General features: G+C 43.0%; 11 protein-coding genes, 1 tRNA gene and 1 pseudogene. 3 read left to right on the top strand and 10 right to left on the bottom strand.

Annotated elements, in window-relative coordinates; genetic code table 11:
- Positions 1 to 5: 5 nt before the first annotated feature.
- The 6 genes from F941_RS04925 to F941_RS16475 are packed head-to-tail and all read right to left on the bottom strand — an operon-like array spanning position 6 to position 9789.
- Complete coding sequence (locus F941_RS04925; RefSeq protein ID WP_005008494.1) at positions 6 to 3107, bottom strand: efflux RND transporter permease subunit; 3102 nt, start codon at positions 3105 to 3107, stop codon at positions 6 to 8.
- On the bottom strand, positions 3104 to 6214 hold the full coding sequence (locus F941_RS04920) for a multidrug efflux RND transporter permease subunit (RefSeq protein ID WP_005008493.1): 3111 nt from the start codon (positions 6212 to 6214) through the stop codon (positions 3104 to 3106). The genes F941_RS04925 and F941_RS04920 overlap by 4 nt, the downstream gene beginning before the upstream one ends.
- A gap of 3 nt (positions 6215 to 6217) precedes the next feature.
- A complete protein-coding gene (locus F941_RS04915) occupies positions 6218 to 7426 on the bottom strand; it encodes an efflux RND transporter periplasmic adaptor subunit (protein WP_005008492.1) in 1209 nt (402 codons plus the stop codon).
- A gap of 13 nt (positions 7427 to 7439) precedes the next feature.
- Positions 7440 to 7787 carry a DUF3325 domain-containing protein gene (locus F941_RS04910; RefSeq protein WP_005008491.1) on the bottom strand — a complete coding sequence of 116 codons (348 nt, stop codon included), beginning with the start codon at positions 7785 to 7787 and terminating at the stop codon, positions 7440 to 7442.
- Positions 7784 to 9481 (bottom strand): PepSY-associated TM helix domain-containing protein, encoded by a 1698-nt coding sequence (locus tag F941_RS04905; protein ID WP_005008490.1) that lies wholly within the window; start codon positions 9479 to 9481, stop codon positions 7784 to 7786. Before F941_RS04905 ends, F941_RS04910 begins: the two co-directional genes overlap by 4 nt.
- Positions 9478 to 9789 (bottom strand): hypothetical protein, encoded by a 312-nt coding sequence (locus F941_RS16475; protein WP_154649275.1) that lies wholly within the window; start codon positions 9787 to 9789, stop codon positions 9478 to 9480. Before F941_RS16475 ends, F941_RS04905 begins: the two co-directional genes overlap by 4 nt.
- Positions 9790 to 10006: 217 nt before the next feature.
- Between F941_RS16475 and F941_RS04900 the strand changes: the two genes are divergently transcribed.
- The 3 genes from F941_RS04900 to F941_RS04890 all read left to right on the top strand — a co-directional run bounded on the left by F941_RS04900 (position 10007) and on the right by F941_RS04890 (position 14160).
- Complete coding sequence (locus tag F941_RS04900) at positions 10007 to 10516, top strand: sigma-70 family RNA polymerase sigma factor (RefSeq protein ID WP_005008489.1); 510 nt, start codon at positions 10007 to 10009, stop codon at positions 10514 to 10516.
- 14 nt (positions 10517 to 10530) lie between these two features.
- On the top strand, positions 10531 to 11484 hold the full coding sequence (locus F941_RS04895) for a FecR domain-containing protein (RefSeq protein ID WP_005008486.1): 954 nt from the start codon (positions 10531 to 10533) through the stop codon (positions 11482 to 11484).
- 159 nt (positions 11485 to 11643) lie between these two features.
- On the top strand, positions 11644 to 14160 hold the full coding sequence (locus F941_RS04890) for a TonB-dependent siderophore receptor (RefSeq protein WP_005008484.1): 2517 nt from the start codon (positions 11644 to 11646) through the stop codon (positions 14158 to 14160).
- 202 nt (positions 14161 to 14362) lie between these two features.
- Here the strand turns inward: F941_RS04890 and F941_RS04885 are convergent.
- From F941_RS04885 to dld, 4 genes and pseudogenes are all read right to left on the bottom strand, one after another.
- Positions 14363 to 15262 (bottom strand): annotated as a pseudogene (locus F941_RS04885) (IS5 family transposase).
- A 283-nt stretch (positions 15263 to 15545) separates the two neighbouring features.
- A tRNA-Ser gene (locus F941_RS04880) sits at positions 15546 to 15635 on the bottom strand.
- An 88-nt stretch (positions 15636 to 15723) separates the two neighbouring features.
- On the bottom strand, positions 15724 to 17760 hold the full coding sequence (locus tag F941_RS04875; RefSeq protein WP_018572444.1) for an NADPH-dependent 2,4-dienoyl-CoA reductase: 2037 nt from the start codon (positions 17758 to 17760) through the stop codon (positions 15724 to 15726).
- Between the two features lie 221 nt (positions 17761 to 17981).
- Positions 17982 to 19679 (bottom strand): D-lactate dehydrogenase, encoded by a 1698-nt coding sequence (gene dld, locus F941_RS04870; RefSeq protein WP_005008479.1) that lies wholly within the window; start codon positions 19677 to 19679, stop codon positions 17982 to 17984.
- Positions 19680 to 19870 lie beyond the last annotated feature (191 nt).

Genomic DNA, 19870 nt, shown 5'->3' with positions numbered 1-19870 from the left:
ATTTCCTATTTACCTAAATCAATTGCATGCACATTTTTCGATCTTCTGAAAAATTCAGCGCATTTTTCTAAAACCAAATACAACACCGGCGTGGTATATAAGGTGAGTAATTGCCCAAGCGCCAAACCGCCGACAATGACTACACCTAAAGGCTGACGCAATTCAGCCCCTTCTCCCCAACTGAGTGCCAATGGAACAGCGCCTAATAATGCTGCGGTATTGGTCATTAAGATGGGTCTAAAACGAAGTTCAGCAGCAGACACGACTGCTTGATAGGCTGATTTTCCTGCTCGCCTTTCCATCAAAGTGAAATCAATAAGCAGAATGGCATTTTTCACCACCACGCCAATAAGAAGGAACATTCCCAATAAGGCAATCAAGGTAAAATGAAAACCAAATGTCCAAAGCGTCAGTAAAGCCCCTAAGGCGACTGCAGGTATGGTGGACAGAATCGTAAATGGATGTACCACGCTTTCATAAGTCACACCCAGTACGATATAAATCAGCAAGATCACCACTAAAGCCAGTACAGGCGTACTTAAACCGCTTTGCAAACTTTGCGCTTCAGCTTCTTTATCGCTGGTCATAAAGATTTCGTTAGGCACCATCACTTCAGATAAAATTGAGCGAATCGCAGCATCGGCTTGTTCATTGGTATATTCTGGTTTGACCACATAGCCAATGCCCATCGCAGCGTATTGATTACGGCGATAAACCCGATCATTGGTAATTCCATAAGACCATGTGGCGAAATTACTCAATGGAACCGACTCACCTTGCTGGTTCGGTACACGAATATCCGCCAAAGCTTCAGGCTGTTCGGTAAAGCGTTTGTCGACTTCCATCACCACATGAAACTGCTGTGTTTGATCATAAATAGTTGAAATTTGACGCTGTGAAAAAGAGTTATTTAGCACACTGGCAATGCTTTCTATATTTACACCCAAGCGTCGAGCCGCCTCACGGTCAATATCCAAAGTCACATGCTGTGCGCCTTCATCGCCCATCGACTCAACTTCTGCAAGCTGAGGGAGCTTTTGCATTGCCGATGCAACTTTAGGCACCCATTCACGCAACAGCGCTACATTGTCAGATTGCAGCAGCAACATATAGTCTTGCCCACTGCCACCAAACGGGTCATCAAGCTCAAGCTCCTGCTTGACTCGCGCTGAAAAAATTGCCCCTGCCTGCCACGGCGCATTTTGCTTCAAACGCTCTACAACTTCATGAGCACTTTGACCATCGCGTTCGGCTTTCGGTTTTAAGCTCACCATCAAAAATGAATTGGTTGTCCCGCCTGAGCCACCAGACGTTCCCACCACACTTTGCACAGCAGGATCTTTGAGAAGACTCTCGCTAAAGGCGGCAATTTTTGGCTGCATAATCTGAAATGAGAATCCATCATCACCGCGAATAAACGCATCAACTTGCCCCGTATCTTGCTCAGGCAATACCCGTTTAGGCAAAGTCTGATAAATATAAGCAGAACCCGCAATTGCCCCAATCCATAACAAAATTGCCAGATAACTGTGTTTAAGCATCCATTTTAATGATGCTAAATAAGCCTGGTTCAGCTTCTGCATCCAGCGATGGCTATATTGATACAATGCCTGATGCTGATAACTGGCTAATGGCTTTAGGCAACGTGCAGATAAACTGGGTGTTAATATCAGTGAGATCACCACGGATAAAACAACAATAAACACCAAGGTTAATGAGAACTCTCTAAATAGGCGTTCTATCACCCCGCCCATAAATAGGATAGAAATGAAGATCACCACCAAAGCCAAATTCATGGCAATTAAGGTTGTGCCAACTTCCTGATTGCCTTTTAATGCCGCCTGAACAGGTTGCTCACCTTGTTCAATATGACGTTCGATATTTTCAAGTACAACAATGGCATCATCAACAACAAGTCCGATGGCAACAATTACTGCCATAATGGACAAATTATTCAGTGAGAATCCTGCCAAATACACCAGACTGCTTGCACCGATTAATACCACAACTAAGGCAACAGCAGGCACCAAGGCGCTTTGTACTCGCCCCAGCATCAACGCCACAACAATCACCACCAAGAGGATTGAAAGCAATAAGGTATCTCGTGCTTCGTCCAAACCTGCCCGAATAATTTTCGAACCATCCATCACGGTTGTAAGCTGAGCATCCTCAGGAATCATCAGCTGTAATTCAGGCAGTTTTTCTTTAATTTTCTCAATGGTTGCAACCGTATTGGCATTCGGTTGCCGGCTGATTTTAATAATGACCGCAGGTTGACCATTATGAAAGCCACTGACATAGCGGTTTTCTACTGAATCTTGAACCTCTGCAGCATCTTTTAAACGTACAATCGTTTGCGCATTTTTATAAACAGGGAGATTGGCAAAATCCTCAGCTGTTTTTAAATTGCTCGAAAGCGCTACTTGCCAGCGTAATTGATCATTTTCAACCACACCGAGTGCTTGAGTGCGGTTGCTTTTTACAATCGCTTCACGCACTTGCTCTAACGTCACACCCTGCGAAATCAGTGCATTGGGATTTAAAATAATCCGCACCGCAGGCATGGAAGCACCATCAATCGAAACCTCGCCGACACCACTGACCTGAGCCAAATTGGGCTGCAGCAAATCACTGGCAATTTCATACAATTTACCTGCAGATAAATGCTGTGAACTCAATGCCAAGTAAAAAATAGGGCTTTGGCTTGGATTGACTTTAAAATATTCAGGAGGGCTTGGCATGCCTGAAGGCAACTGCGACATGGCAGCGTTGATGGCTGCCTGTACTTCTCTGGCCGCCTCATTAATGTCCGTTGCCAAATCAAAATTCAAAACCACTTGCGCTGAACTTTGGCTGCTTGACGAGTTAATGGCTTTCACCCCAGAAACGCCCATCATGGCACGTTCCAATGGCGTTGCTACTGTGGCAGACATACTCTCAGGGCTTGCACCCGGTAAATTTGCCCGTACCACAATGGTGGGAATATCCGCTTGAGGCAAGGCTGCAACGGGTAAACGTAAATAAGCCAAAATCCCCAATAAAACAATGGCAATGGCAATTAAAACACTTGCTACTGGCCGATGAATAAAAGCTGAGAGTAATTTCAAGACTCTCTCCCCGCATCATTTGCAACGGCTGTATCTACACCCAATCGGTTTGTATCTGATTGGCTAAATGATTGCTGCAAGCGGTCAAAAAACAGATAAACCACTGGTGTAGTAAAGAGGGTCAAAATCTGACTTAGCAATAATCCACCGACCATTACAATCCCGAGCGGTTGTCTCAGTTCTGCCCCTGCACCCGATGCCAACATCAAGGGAATTGCTCCCACCAATGCCGCTAAAGTGGTCATTAAAATAGGACGGAAACGCATTAACGCCGCTTGATAAATGGCTTGTTGCGGCGATAGACCTTCATTGCGCTGAGCAGCCAATGCAAAGTCCACCATCATGATGCCGTTTTTCTTCACCAAACCAATCAGCAAGATAATGCCAATCAAAGCAATCATGTCTAATGGCCGATTGACCATAAACAAGGCAAGCAAAGCGCCAATGGCCGCAGAAGGTAATGTAGAAAGAATGGTAATTGGGTGAATAAAGCTTTCGTACAAGATTCCCAACACGATGTACATGGTGACAATGGCTGCAATCACTAACCAGAATGTATGTTGTTTCGAATTTTCATATGCTGCTGCAGCACCTTGCAACTTCACTTTGACATCAATCGGTAAATTGAGTTGCTGTTCCACTTGATGGATCACCTTAATTGCATCACCCAATGCTACGCCCTGTGCCAAATTAAATGACACGCCATTGGCGGGGAATTGTGACTGTTGCTGCAAGAGGATCGGGACACGCTTTTGTACAATGGTTGCCACGGAACTGAGTAGAATCGGTTCGCCGTTACTGTTATGAATATAAGTTTGGGCCAGAGCATCAAAGTCTTGTGTTGACTCAGGTGCAAGTTCTAACACGATGCGGTATTGATTCGACTGCGTGTATAAAGTGGCAATTTGCCGCTGAGCAAATAAATTTTGCAAAGCCAAACTGATATCTTCAATACTTAAATCTAAACGTGCCGCTGCATCGCGATTGACATCAATAAATGCCTGCAAGCCCAATCCGCCGCCATCACTGGTGACATCGGCAAATTCAGCTTTTTTGCGTAAAGCATCTACCAAAACAGGTGTCCATTGCTCTAAATCTGCACTGCGCGTTGCAGTAAGGCTCAGTTGATATTGTGTTCGGCTGATTTTGTCTTCAATACTCAACTCTTGCACAGGCTGCATCCAGCCTTGAATGCCTTTGACCTGATCAAACTCCTCTCGTAAACGAGTCATCACTTGCGATGCACTATCACGTTCAGCATACGGTTTAAGGTTAATAAGAATTCGGCCATTGCTGAGTTTTGGATTATTGGCATCAATGCCAATGAATGAAGACAAGCTTTCAACCGCGGGGTCTTTTAAAATTTGCTGCGCCAAGGCTTGCTGACGCTCACTCATGGCTTGGAACGAAATATCATCAGGCGCTTCTGTCACCACTTGAATCACACCACTGTCTTGTACTGGAAAAAAGCCTTTAGGAATCATCCAATACATGACACCAGCCAAAATGACCGTACTCAACATCACCGCCAAAGTAAAAGTTTGATGTTTAAATACCCATTCTAAGCCTTTGCCATATTGCTGAATGACCCAATCCAAGCTCCATCGGCGACGTGATGGCGCATGCTGCGTATTTTTAAGCAAATACGCACACATCATCGGCGTCAGGGTGAGTGAAACAACGAGGGATAATGCTATGGCTGCTGCTAAAGTCACCGCAAATTCATGGAATAACCGCCCGACAACATCGCCCATAAACAGCAAAGGAATGAGCACGGCAATTAACGATACAGTGAGTGAAATCAGGGTAAAGCCAATTTCCCGTGAACCTTTTAAGGCTGCTTGCAATAAGCTTTCACCGGATTCTCGATGTCGGGCAATGTTCTCCAGCATCACAATGGCATCATCGACCACAAAGCCTGTGGCAATGGTCAGCGCCATCAGCGTCAAGTTATTAACCGAAAAACCTAAAAAGTGCATCAAAACAAATGTGCCGATAATCGACAGCGGTACAGCAATGCTTGGAATAATCGTGGCAGAGAGATTTCTTAAAAATAAAAACGTCACCATGACCACCAGACACACGGCAAAAACCAGTTCTTTTTGCACATCATGAATCGAACTGCGGATACTTTCAGTTCGATCCGTTAAAATACGAATTTTGACATTCTCAGGAAGATTCTGCTGCAGCTCAGGTAAGGCCTGTTTAATTTGATCGGCAACCTGAATGACATTGGCATTCGGTCGGCGCTGTACATTGACCAAAATCGCGGATTGGCTGTCTGCCCATGCTGCCATATAGCGGTCTTCACTGCCCTCAATAACGGTGGCAACATCTTTGAGGCGAATGGGCGCGCCATTATTCCAGCGGAGAATTAAAGCTTCATAATCTGCAATTGAACGAATTTGATCATTGGCATCCAGCATGGTGGTCCGAAATGGCCCGTCAAAACTGCCTTTCGGCTGATTGGCATTGGCAGAATTAATGGCAGATCGCACATCTTCCGCACTCATTTTATAACTTGCCAGTGCAGCCGGATTCATTTGCACACGGATTGCTGGCCGCTGACCGCCTGCGAGACTCACCATGCCAACACCCGTCAGCTGCGACAACTTTTGCGCAACGCGAGTATCCACCATGTCATACACAGTGGTTAAAGGTAATGTTTCTGAGCTAATCGCTAGGGTGATAACAGGTACATCAGCAGGGTTGACTTTGCGGTAAATCGGCGGTGTGGGTAAATCATTGGGTAATTTACTGCTGGCAGTGCTTAATGAAGACTGAACTTCTTGCTCCACCACGCCCAGTTCAGCACTGAGATCAAACTGCAAGGTAATGACCGATGCCCCCACCGAACTGTTGGATGACATTTGCTTTAAGCCGGCAATTTTCCCCATTTCATGTTCAAGTGGTGCTGTAATGGTTCGCTGTACCGTATCTGGATTTGCCCCCGGCTGAAAGGTATACACCTGAATAATCGGATAATCGACTTGCGGCAAAGCAGAGACTGGAAGCATTCGCCAAGCCAGCAGACCGCTAAACAGCAACGCGAGCATCAGCAGCGTTGTTGCGACTGGACGTACAATAAAGAACCGTGAAATATTCATGATTTATCCAGCAGCAGATTCCGTTACAGGGAGATGCGGTTGATCATCAGCAATAATTTGAACTTCTTTGCCTTCTGAAAGACGATCAATCCCCTCAAGCACCACTTTTTCAGTGCCGTTTAAGCCTGCTAAAACTTCAATCTGACCATTGCTGCTTAAACCTAATTTTAGGCTTCTGATCTCAGCTTTATGGTCTTTATTGATGACGTAAACATAGGTGCCTTTTGCCCCATGCTGAACAGCGTCACTTGGAATACTGACGGCATTTTGAATGGTCTGCGCACTTAAGCGCACATTGACAAATTGATTTGGAAATAAGCTGTCATCACGATTATCAAACACCGCTTTTAACTTTAAAGTGCCTGTACTGATATCAATTTGATTGTCCAAAGCCTGCACATGCCCCACTGCAAGCTGTTTTTGCTCTGCTTTATCCCATGCACTGACTTGTACTTGATGACCAGATTTTAAAGTTTCACGTAATCCTGCTAGATGGCTTTCTGCAACGGCAAACTGCACATAAACAGGATGAACTTGCGTGATGGTCACTAAAGCTGTGCTTTCATTGGCCTGAATCAAGTTGCCTGCATCTTTTTGCTTAAAGCCGGCACGGCCATCAATAGGTGAATAAATTTTGGTATAGGACAATTGCAATTTTGCAGCATCGACCTGCGCACGATTAGATTGCGTTTGCCCTTTCAGCTGATTCACCAAAGCCTGCTGCTGTTCAACTTGCTGTTTAGCAATAGAGTCTTGCTTAAACAGCAATTGATAACGTGCAAGTTCAGTTTCCGCATTGTTTAATTGCGCAAGATTTTGATGTCTAGTTCCTTCAGCTTGCGCCAAAGCCACTGCAAATGGAGCAGGGTCTATCTGAGCCAATAGCTGCCCTTTTTTGACCCATTGCCCTTCTTTGAAATAAACCTGTTGCAGCACGCCAGAAACCTGACTTTGCACATTTACCGTATGCACTGGAACAACCGTACCAATGGCTTTAATTTCAACATCTAAATTGCTGCGCTGTACAGGCACTGCACGTACTGGAACAGGCTTACTCCACTGGCTATACTCTTCTTTCGGTTGATTTGAAGTCTTTTTCCAATATATTCCCCCAATAATCAGCAAAATGAAGATAGAAAATCCAATCACATATTTCAGTTTTCGACCCAATGAATTGCGTTTTTTCGCTACATCTATATTTTGATTACTCATAAAACTCACTCATTTACAGTCGAAAAAATTGCAATCCAATCACAATAAAAAAAGCCATGCTTGATAAATTCAAATTCAACTTTGCTTGATAAGATTGAATAAACACGATTGCGCCAGCAATCAGTGTGATGACGCCAAACCATGCGGTTATCCCGATCGAAACACCCCACGCTAAAATGCTGTGAAATAATGAAAGTGCTAAAAACATCCATCCAAAGACTTTAAGTATTTGGATTTTTTTTAAAGATAACGGCGCTTTCAAAACCAGTTTTGCATTGCGTTCCATGGAAAGATTTAAAGCAAATAAACCGATATAGCTCAAAAATATTGCGGTTAAAATATTGATCGACACTATGCTCATGACAATTCCTCTGACCGCGGAACTTCAATCACATCATCTGCCGGAGAAACACGTGGTTTTTTGTTTTTTTTAACAACAGGTTTTAAAATAGAATCCCGCTTGCACCACACACGGTAACTTGCCCATGCAAACATGATTCCAAGGAAAATAAATCCCAGATCAATACTGGCTAATGCAAAGTCTTGGTGTGAAAGTGATACGCCTAAGTGGCGATCTGTCGTAACAAAGTTGAGGATAGGCAACAATAAATAAGCCAAAGCAGCAAAAGCCAATATCTCAATCCAAGCACGGACAATCGGCCTGCTTAATGCATAGAGGAAGCTGAATAATAAGGTGATATATAAACAATGCACTTCCCAATTGGCACGGTTAGCGAAATCGGCAGGAATCAGTCGATTTGCCCAGAAATACACAGCTATTGCCAATGGTAAACCTGCAATCATGGCAATATTTAGGCGCTCAACCAAGGCATGACCAAAACTCATTCGCTTTGACTTTAATTGTTTTGGCCGGCGTTTAACGGTCCACAGCACCAAGCCAGTTGCAATCATGGCTGTGCCTAAAAGCCCTGTCAGCACATATAAGATACGTGCAAATGACGATGCAAATAAGCCTTCATGCAGCCCTAATACAGTTGTACCAAAGACCATCGGCGCCTTATCTTCATTGGACTTTTCCTGAACAATCTTTTGACCTGTATATAAATCAAAACTTAAAGATGTGCGTTTTCTTGCAATCGTATCGCTGCCAGTTTGGTAAAATTCAATTTTTGCAGGAGTTTTACCTTGATCAGGATAAAAATTTACCTGACTGATTTTTTGTGATCCGCCCCATTCACTTTGAACTTTTACAAGTAAAGGCTGAATAGGAACGAATTTCTGCTGGATTTCACCCATGGCTGGCGGAACAGCAGAATCATCCTTATTAAAACGAGAGTTCGTTGGGTAAAGTTCAGCATAATAGCGTTCTGTATTTTTCTCTCCCGAACCATAAACCATTGGAACACCCAAAGGCATATAAGCATTGGCAAAGAAAATTAAACCGCTATACGTGATCATGATATAAAACGGCAAAGCAATCACACTAATCACATTGTGTGCATCTAACCAGGACCGCTGGCCTTTGGCGGGTCTAAACGTAAAGAAATCTTTAAATATTTTTTTATGGGTGATGATGCCCGAAATGATGGCAACAAACATGAACATGGTGCAAATGCCCACGATCCGAATGCCCCAATCATAAGGAATATAATGCAGCGCATAATGCATACGATAAAGCGTAAAACCGCCACCCGTTTCACGAGGCTGAATTTGCTCAGAAACAGGTTGCCCTGATGAAACATCAAGCACTTCTTTATTATATTTACCCCGTTTCCCTTCTTCTTTGGGTGGCAAAGTCCAATTGACAGCGAAGTCATCTGCACCACGCTGATTGGTTAGCAGATTCACTCCCCAGCGTTCGGCTTTTTGCGCGTCAGGATTATTTTTTAAATAATGATAAGCTTTATCCAGCTGCTCATTTTCAGGAACAATAACATTGGACTGCAATGCTTTTTCAGGCTGCATCCATCGTGTCAGTTCAATTTGCACATAGCCTGCTGTACCTGTTAAAAAGACAAAAAATAAGATCCAGCCAACGACCAAACCTGTCCATGTATGCAGCCAAGCCATGCTTTGGCGGAAGCCCTCTTTCATATGCTTCCCCAAATTTTTAGTGCGCTGACGATACACCCAAGGCTAAATAACAGACCGATGGATAAGCAAACCGTTTTTAAAGTGCTTTTTATACTGAATACAGTCAAGATGAACACTAACCAAACAATGAAGCTAATCAAAAAACCGGTATATGTAGCGATTGCAAGCTGATTTGGAAAGAGCAACCCAACCATAGCAACCGTTAAATTTGCTGCAGCAAAACCGCCTAATGAAGCAAGCAGAATACGTATAAAAACAATAAATCGATGGTGATTTTGAGTGTTGAACTGAAAAGAAAGGGATTTCATGACTAGACCACTAACATTGCAAGCGTAATACAGCGATTACGCATCGTTATCTACTTAGACGGATGAGATGAATAAACAGCTCAAAAAAGATGTTACTTTGTGTAAATAATAATATTGCATTTAATAATGATTATCATTAAGATTCAACGAATATTTTTATTGAAATCTATTTCTTTCTAGAATTTGGATTTGATTGATTCTGTTTTAAGGCTATTTGATGAATTTAAATGTACATAAGCAGTTATGGTTCAGCCATGTTTATCAAACACACCAAACAACGTTGCTCTCCTGGTTTAAGCACAAACTTCAGCATCATCATCAATCTGAAGACTTAAGCCAGGAAGTCTTTTATCGCGCCCTGAAAAGCCATTATCAACATGAAAATATTAAGGAACCCAAAGCATGGCTACTTGGCATTGCCAAACATGTCATTATTGACCATTGGCGTCATCAACAAGTGGAACGCTTATATTTAGAGGCACTGGCCCAATTACCTGCTGAGTTTTATCCATCTGTTGAACATGAAATCTGCATTCGTGAAACATTATTTCAAGTCCATAAAGTCTTGGAAAAATTACCCGCGCGTGCAGCACAAGTTTTTTTATTATCTCAACTCGATGGCTTAACCTATAAAGGCATTTGTGCGCAGCTGAATATTTCTGAAGCCACCGTAAAACGGGACATGAAACTCGCTTTTCTTGCCTGTATCAGCCTTCAACAACAGTAATTTATCATTCACATATGACAACTCCAGAAAAACTGTCCAAACACGTTTTAGATGAAGCAACTGATTGGCTGGTGATTTTGCACTCTGGAGAAGTTAGTGATGAACAGTATCAGCAATTTGAACAATGGAAAAATCAAAAATCGGAAAATACACTGGCCATTGAGCAGGTCCAAAAAATCATCTCCGGACTCAATGAACTGCCGGCAAATTTAAGCCATCAATCTTTTGCCCGTTCAAAGAATGAATTTCATCAGACATTAAAAAACAATACTTTATTGAGCTTAATTGGCCTGTTCACACTCACCTTTTTTTTATATCAGTTGCCTTGGTCAAAATGGCAAGCTGACTATCACACCGATATTGGTGAAATTAGGAATATTCCTTTGGAAGACGGCTCTCAACTTGTCCTTGCCAGCAATAGCTATATCAATGTCGAATACACAAAGCAATCACGGAAAATTAAACTGATTGCCGGTGAAATTTATATAAAAACTGCTAAAGACCCTTATAAACGCCCTTTCTTTGTGAGTACTTCAAATGGTGACTTGGAAGCCTTAGGCACCCAATTTACTGTACGGCAAGAAAAGAAAAAAACTAAATTAAATGTTTATGAACATGCTGTAGCCATTCATTCCGCTGGGCCTGCAAAAGAAAAAATAATCAAACAAGGATTTCGCGCTGTTTTTAATGCTCAACAGATATCTAACGCGATCCCTTTAAAAAATGATCAGCCATATTGGACTCAACATTTATTAGTCGTTGAAAACTGGCCTCTCAAAAAGGTTTTACACGAATTATACCGTTACCAGCAAGGCACCTATTTTATAGACCCCAGTATTGAAAATATTCAAATTTCGGGCGTGTTTTCTTTGGTGCACATTGATCAAAGCCTTGAGGCTATCGCTCATGCAAACAGTCTTAATTTAGAGTTTTATAGCCCATATATACTTCATATTAAAAAGTCATAATTCGAGTTTTTAATTGCTCTTCAGCGAATGGTGATAAGCCTCTGCAATAATAATATTCTGCAGATATTCGAGCGGGCCAAAATAACTTGCACTAAAAATATGAGCTCTTTTTCTTTTTTATTCGACTTATAGGTAAACATACTTTCAGATGCAAATTTTATGTCAAAATTTCAGGTCAAAACCACATTAGCTATTGCGATTCGAGCAGTTTTATTAGGAGCTCCGGCACTTACAGTTGGACTACTCTCAACCAATGGCTATGCCGCTGCCGCACAGAGTATCACCGTAAAAAAAAGCACACTCGATCAAGCGTTAAAACAGCTTGCTATTCAAACAGGAATAACGATTAGCTATGATGCTCAAGCATTTTCAAAAATAAACAGTCAGGGCTTACAGGGGCAATATTCTCCTGAACAAGCTTTAAGAATTTTATTACAGCCAGCGAATTTAGAAGCCATTAAACTTGAAAACGGCGGCTTCAGCATTAAACCTCTTCATACAGCAGCCAGTGAAACTCAGCATCCCCAACTCAGCACAACTCAAGCAAGCGCAACATCTCAAGATACGAATGCTTCCGCCCATGAAATAACGCAATTACCCGCAATTATAGTCACTGCAAATGAGGAAAGCCCCTTAACGACGGAAGGAACCAATTCATATACAACTAAGGCAACAGCAGCCTCTACAGGTTTAGCCCTGTCATTAAAAGAAACGCCACAATTAGTCAGTGTGGTCACACGACAGCAAATGGAAGATCAAAATCTTACTCAGCTTATGGATGTCGCCAATCAAGCCGCAGGATTAACCATTAAACAAGGGGGCAATATCGGCTCAGACAATTCTCCAATTTATGCACGCGGTCAAACTGTAGACAGTTACTTACTAGATGGCATAAAACTACTCAACTCATATTCAAGTATTTTTCAAAGCCAAGACACAGCTCTTTTTGATCGCGTTGAAATTGTTCGTGGAGCAAATGGATTAATGACCGGCGCAGGCACAGCCAGTGCCAGTATCAATATGGTACGAAAGAAGCCATTAGAAGATTTTAAAGCTTCTGTCAGTGCAAGTGCTGGTTCATGGGATACTTACCGCACCGATCTTGATATATCCACCCCACTCAATAAAGAAGGCACAATCCGTGGACGTACAGTCTTTGCATATCAGACAGGCGATTCATATATAGACCGTTACAGCGAGGAACGCAAAGTCGCTTACGGGGTTGTTGAAGCCGATTTAAATGATAATACCAAAGCCAGCCTTGGTGTTAGCTATCAACAAATTGATATAGATGGCATTGCCCGCAGCGGTTTACCAACGTATTACACAGATGGAACACCTATCGATTGGTCACGGTCTGATTCAGCCGCGGCAAATTGGTCAACATCCGACCGATCTACAACTGGCTATTTTGCTGATATTGAACATCAGCTTAATGACCGCTGGAAAATAAAGGGCGTTGCATCCCGCACCATTACCTCTTCTGATGAAATTGTCGGCTATGTATTTTCCGGTTCAGGAATAAATAAAGCAACTGGCGCTGGCAGCGTGCTTTATGGAACACGCTGGGACTATAAACCCACCCAAGATTTATTTAATTTAACACTGAATGGCTCATTTGATTTATTTAATCAAACGCATGACGTTGTGGTTGGAACAACGTATGCCAAAAGCAAAAATAAGCGCCCTAACTCAACTGGTTGGGATACCATTCCAATAGATAATATTTTTGCTTGGGATGGCTATACGCCAGCTAAACCGGATTTAAAAACCAATGGCTGGTATAGTACCGATGAAAAAAGCCTCTCCGCATTTACTGCTGCCCGCTTAAAACTGAGTGACCCGCTCGCCATGATTATCGGTGCCCGGTTTGATGATTGGGAACGAATTTCAAAAACCAATCCGGAAACCGGCGGCACTGCGACAAATAAAAAACAAGAAGAAAAAGAAATCATTCCTTATATTGGATTAACATACGATTTCACTCCAAATTGGACAGCCTACACCAGCTATACAACTATTTTCTCTCCACAAGATAAATATGATCTTAGCGGGAATTTTATCGATCCATTGATTGGCAATAGTACTGAAATTGGTATTAAAGGTGAATTTTTTGATAATCAGTTAAACATCGGTGCAGCCATCTATCAAACCAAAGAAGATAATAAAGCTATTTTAATTACTGGCGCACCGCAAATTACGCTGCCTAATGGACAAAAAGTATCTCCATATCGTGCTGAATCAGGTACAAAAAGCCGTGGGATTGAGTTAGAAGCTACAGGGAAAATTACTGATTTATGGCAGCTTTCAGCAAGCTTTACACGCAATCTTTCCCAAGACAGCAAAGGTGACAGCCTAAATAGTGATGTGCCTAACAATACAGCTAAATTATTTACGACATATACATTGCCTCAGTTAGATGAAGCGCTCACCATAGGTGCAGGAATCCGTTGGCAAAGTGATATTTACACATATGTCACGCGTACTAATTCATTTAAATCAGAACAAGGGAGCTATGGCATAGTTGATTTAATGGCGCGCTATAAAATCAATGAAAATCTCACAGCAAATTTAAATGTAAATAATCTATTGAATGAGAAATATCATTTATCGACTTTAAATAGTTACTATGGAGCACCAGCTAACTTTCAAGTAGGTGTAAAGTATAATTGGTAATCTTTAAATTTTGGTAATATTAAAGGCTTATTCATTGCACAACATTTGCCAATGAATAAGCCTGCCCAATGCTGCACGTGCATGAATCTCGTTCACTGGATGAAGAAAGCTCCTTGAAGTGGCTTTGCTGCACAAACATTCAAAAACTGATCTCCCCCCAAATTCTTCAAATTTAAGTGCCTATTTGGGTATGAGCTCAACCTCATTCTGTAAATTTGTTTAAGATGGCTATTCTCGCATGCATCTCATTGACTTGGCTTTGAAAGTTTCTAGCCGTTAATTTATCGCCTAATAATTTGATGCAATGCATCTGGGTTTCTACTAAGCTGCGTCGATGATACCCGGACCATTTTTTCCAAATCGTTCTTCTTCGCCGTTTGATTGTTTGCAGTAATTCATTTCGCTCTATACATCTCAGCTTTTTTATCTTGCCAAGGCTTGGCATTTTTTCTTGGCAGTATCACCGCATGTGCTTGTCGATCTGAAATCAGCTGTCTACAGTCTTTTGCATCATAAGCGCCATCTGCATAGACTGGTGGAGTTTGATCAAGTAAAGCCCTAGTACTTGCGAATTACTGACATTATTTTCAGTAAGCTGAACGGCCCGTATTTGCATGGTTTTAACATCTATGCCGATATGAAGTTTACGCCATTGGCGACGGTATTCAGGCTGATGTTTCTTATACTTCCATTCGCTTTCACCTAAAAACTTAAGACCAGCAGAGTCTACAAGCAGATGTAGGCCATCATTGCTTTTCGGATAAACAATCTCAATATCGATATGCTTTTGCCTTCTGCCGAGGGTGGAGTACGAATATCACTGATATTCGGAGCTGTCCAATCTAATCTACACAGCTGAATTAGGCTTTGAACAAAGTATGTGACCATGCCTAAAGTGAGTCGAAATAGAGATTTGATCACGAGACAGCATTGAATCAATGTATCGAAATACCTTTGATTTCGACCCTGCTTACCTTGTGCCCGAGCACACCATTGAGTTTTGGGAGCATACTAAATTGAGATATCTCCCCCGATTAATTAAAGCTCAATTATACGAAGACCAATTGGTTGTACGATAAATTTTAGGTGCAGGCTCATTCATGGTTAAATTATATGGTTGAATAGGCCTTTAGTAGCGGGTTTGTGCAACCAAGCCAATCAGAAATAAGTTAAGAACTTATTTCGAATGCAATTTACAAAAAATCTGAGCTCACAGTTGTCTATTTTTTATTATGTCTGTCAGTTTATTTTCAGCTATTCTTATTAGAAGCTCATTAAATTTCCCACAATCTTTATCCAAAGAAGTCTATTTCGATCCAAAATTTTATGTGGGACAAAAGCATAGATAAGAAAAAAGCCCTTGTAAATACAAGGGCTTTTGAATTTGGCGGAAGCGGTGAGATTCGAACTCACGGAGGGGGTAAACCCTCGTCGGTTTTCAAGACCGGTGCATTAAACCGCTCTGCCACGCTTCCATGGGCGTCATAATACGGCTCTTTTCCGATGATGACAAGTAATAAATGAAACTAAGCCATTCAAATGCATATTGTTTAACCAAAAAAATTATAATTGGGCTGCTAATTCAGCGCCGTCGCGAATAGCGCGCTTAGCATCCAATTCTGCAGCCAATTTTGCACCGCCAATGATATGGTAATTTGCTAAGGTCTTTTCCGGCGCTGCAGGCATTAACTCTTTAACTGATTCTTGGCCTGCACATACCACTACGGTATCCACACGCAGCAATTGATCATGCCCGCCCAGTTCAATCCATAAACCTTCATCCGTCACAGCTTTATATTGTACGCCGCGAAGCATACGCACTTGATGCTTTTTCAACTGCGCACGGTGTACCCAGCCTGAAGTTTTGCCCAGCCCCGCCCCAAGGGCTGAAGTTTTACGCTGCAATAAATATATCTCACGAATAGGCGGATGAACTTCGGCTGCTGTCGTGCCGCCTTCCGAGACATAGTTCGGGTTTGGATCGACCCCCCATTCACGCTGCCAATCTGCAAGCGGCTGCGGCTGAGGTTGATGCTCAGGTTTCAATAAATACTCAGACACATCAAAGCCAATGCCCCCTGCACCAATCACAGCCACCTTTTGTCCAACGGGCGCACCGCGCAATACTTCTGCATAAGACAAGACTTGCGGTAAGTCACTGCCGTCAATACGCAGTGCACGCGGAACCACACCCGTCGCGACAATCACCTCTTCAAAACCTTCTCGCTCCAGCTGTTCGCGGTTGGCTTTCGTATTTAAACGAAGCTCTACCCCAGTTTTTTCAAGCTGCACTTTGAAATAGCGGATGGTTTCATGAAACTCTTCTTTGCCCGGCACAACTTTTGCCAAATTGAACTGGCCGCCAACTTCATGAGCGGCTTCAAATAAAGTAACTTGATGACCGCGGCTGGCCGCTACCGTAGCTGCGGAAAGGCCTGCAACTCCACCGCCTATGACCGCAATACGTTTAGGCTTCGATGTTTTCAGATAAACCAATTCCGTTTCAAATGCCGCCTGCGGATTGACTAAGCAGGTGGCGCGCTGGTTTTTAAAAGTATGATCCAAACAAGCTTGGTTGCAGGCGATACAGGTATTGATTTCATCAACACGATTGGTTGCTGTTTTATTCACCCAAAATGGATCGGCCAAGAGCGGACGCGCCATTTGCACCATATCCGCCTTGCCCGCAGCCAAAATTTCTTCGGCAGTTTCCGGCATATTAATGCGGTTAGAGGCAATCACCGGAATAGCCACATGCTTTTTCACTTCTGCCGTATAATCCGCAAATGCTGCTCGCGGCACAGACGTCACAATGGTGGGGATACGCGCTTCATGCCAGCCAATGCCTGTATTCAATAAAGTTATACCCGCCTGCTCTAAAGCTTTGGCAACCGTAATCACTTCATCCATGGTGTTGCCGTCATGCACCAAATCCAGCATCGACAGGCGGAAACAGATAATAAATTTCTCACCTGCTTTAGCGCGGATGGCTTTGACTATTTCCACTGCAAAACGCATCCGGTTTTCAATCGGCCCGCCCCAGCGGTCTGTACGCTGGTTTACATGGCGGCTCAAAAACTGATTCAGCAAATAGCCTTCTGAGCCCATGATTTCCACACCGTCATAGCCCGCTTTTTGAGCTAAGCTTGCGCAGCGTACATAGTCGTCTATCGTGTCTAAAATCTGTTTATCACTCAATTGCCGCGGCTTAAATGGCGAAATAGGCGATTTAATTGGGCTGGAAGACACCACAAAAGGCTGATAGCCATAACGGCCTGCATGCAGAATCTGCATTAAAATTTTCGCGCCATGCTTATGTACGGCATGAGTCACCAAGCGGTGCGGCGCAATATCACCCAAAGTATTCATCGTACCGCCCGCAGGCAGCAGCCAGCCTTGGCGGTTTGGCGAAATGCCGCCCGTAATAATGAGGCCTACGCCGCCTTTTGCGCGTTCGCCAAAATAAGCTGCCAATTTTGGATAATTATAAAAACGGTCTTCTAAGCCAGTGTGCATAGAACCCATGACTACACGGTTTTTAATGGTCGTAAAGCCTAAATGCAGCGGCTTTAAAATATTTGCATAGCTAGTTGTCATCATGAATCCTTGTATTTGGCTTTGCAACTTGTTGCATACTACTTTAGCGGGTTTTATAAATTTTGGGATGACAATTTAAAAAATATTCTGCGCGTCTTCGGTCAATGCTATACGCAATAGAATGTCAAATCGATGACATGGAACATTTAAACAAAAAGCCCATCATTAAAATGATGGGCTTTTTATCAAACAAGCTTCAAGAGGCGCAGCTACGCTGCAGGCTGTTATTTCCAATGTTTCAGCTTGCTGGTTTGTCCAATCCCGACATTAAAGCTATTGGTCGGATCCAGCTTTTGATAATGATTTTTCAGCGCAGGTTTCGCCACATACAAATGCCCGACATTATGCTCCGCAGGATATTCAGCGCCACGGTCATCGAGTAAATGCCACATTTCATGTTCCATCGCCAAAGGGTCTACGCCTTTTTTGACAATATAATCCTGATGGAACACATGGCACAGGAAATGCCCGTAATACAATTTATGGATAATTTGCTCATCCATGGCTTTCGGTAAAGTTTCCACCCATTCACGGTCATTACGGCGCAGCGCAATATCCAGTGCCACAATGTCTTCCACTTCCGAACGGTGTGTATCACGATAACGGATTGCAGCGCCTGCCACCGCAAAACGGTGCAGAAATGCTTTACGCCCTTCCTCATCGCTGCATTTGAAAAAATTTCCTGAATTTCGATTGCTGAAATAATCTTTTAAATAACGTTCAACCTGATCCACATCCTGATTTTCAATACGAATCACCAAATGATGCTCATACAAATTACGGAATTCATTCATGCGTTTCGGCAAATGATTCGGCAAAAATTTAGTCACCAGCTGCAAGACTTTATCCGACAAACCGCGTAAATGAAGTTTTTCCAAATAGCCATCGACTTTATCTTTCATGGCAAATGCAGCAGGCACTTTTGCCGTACCGAATTTCTCAATAAACATAAAGGTATCTTTGCCGTATTCTGCACCAATGTCATAAGCGATACGATGAATATACTCGCCTGCAATCGGCAAGCGCGGCAAATCTTTCAGCAAAAAGCGGCGGATTTCCGTCAAATCATCATGTAAATTGGTTCCCACATAAAACACCTGACTTGGAATCTTTTCAAAGGTATCCAAACGCACTGCAAAGACACAGACTTTGCCTGCAGATCCCGACGCTTCAAATAAGCGGCTTGGATCAGCATTGAAACGTGCAGGCGTATTTTCATCAACTTGCTTTACGTCATGTGAATAGCGCTGATCAGAGGCACAGCAGCTTGAATTATTCACAATGTCATTAATTTGATAGTTTTTATTTTCCAGCGCTGTGAGGATTTCTTCAGGCGTATTGCCCAGATTGACCCCTAAATGATTGACCAGCTCCAATTCGCCTGATGAATTGACTTGCGCATACAGTGCAAGCTCGGTATAGGCAGGACCGCGGCGCACCAATGCCCCGCCTGAGTTATTGCACACGCCGCCCAAAACCGATGCGCCAATACAGGATGAACCAATCACCGAATGCGGTTCACGATTGAATTGCGCCAAATCTTTTTCAAGCTTGTCTAATGTCGCACCCGGCAAGCAAATCACTTGCTTGCCTTCATTAATCACTTGTATGCCAGCCAATCGACGGGTGCTCATCAAAATCACAGGACGGTCATAATCATCGCCAAATGGTGTTGAACCCCCTGTTAGGCCCGTATTGGCTGCCTGCATAATCACGATGCAATCTGCATCCACCGCGGTTTTCAGCACTTGCCATTGTTCAAGCAAAGTTCCCGGCACAACCACGGCCAAGACATGACCTGAACCGTAACGGCGACCTTGACGATACAGGCGTGTGTCATTGTCATCCGTCAAAACGTGCTGTTTGCCGACGATGTTGATGAGGTTTTGAATGGTTTGATGTGGAGATTGTTGGGTGGTCATGGTCGTATGTCTTCTATTTTTTTCAATACCTGAATTGGATAGTTCCCTCTCCTGAGCGTGTTTTAAAGCACTGCTTTAAAACTCAGCGCAAGTGAGGGTTAGGGAGAGGTGCTTTTCAATTAAATGAAGGAATAAACTCCTCCCCTCATCCCAGCCTTCTCCCAAAGGGAGAAGGAGTATTACTATTTAAA

It is taken from the genome of Acinetobacter bouvetii DSM 14964 = CIP 107468 (genome assembly GCF_000368865.1).
GTDB lineage: Bacteria > Pseudomonadota > Gammaproteobacteria > Pseudomonadales > Moraxellaceae > Acinetobacter > Acinetobacter bouvetii.
Note: the sequence above shows the minus strand (reverse complement) of the source record. Positions and strands in the feature narration are given on the sequence as shown.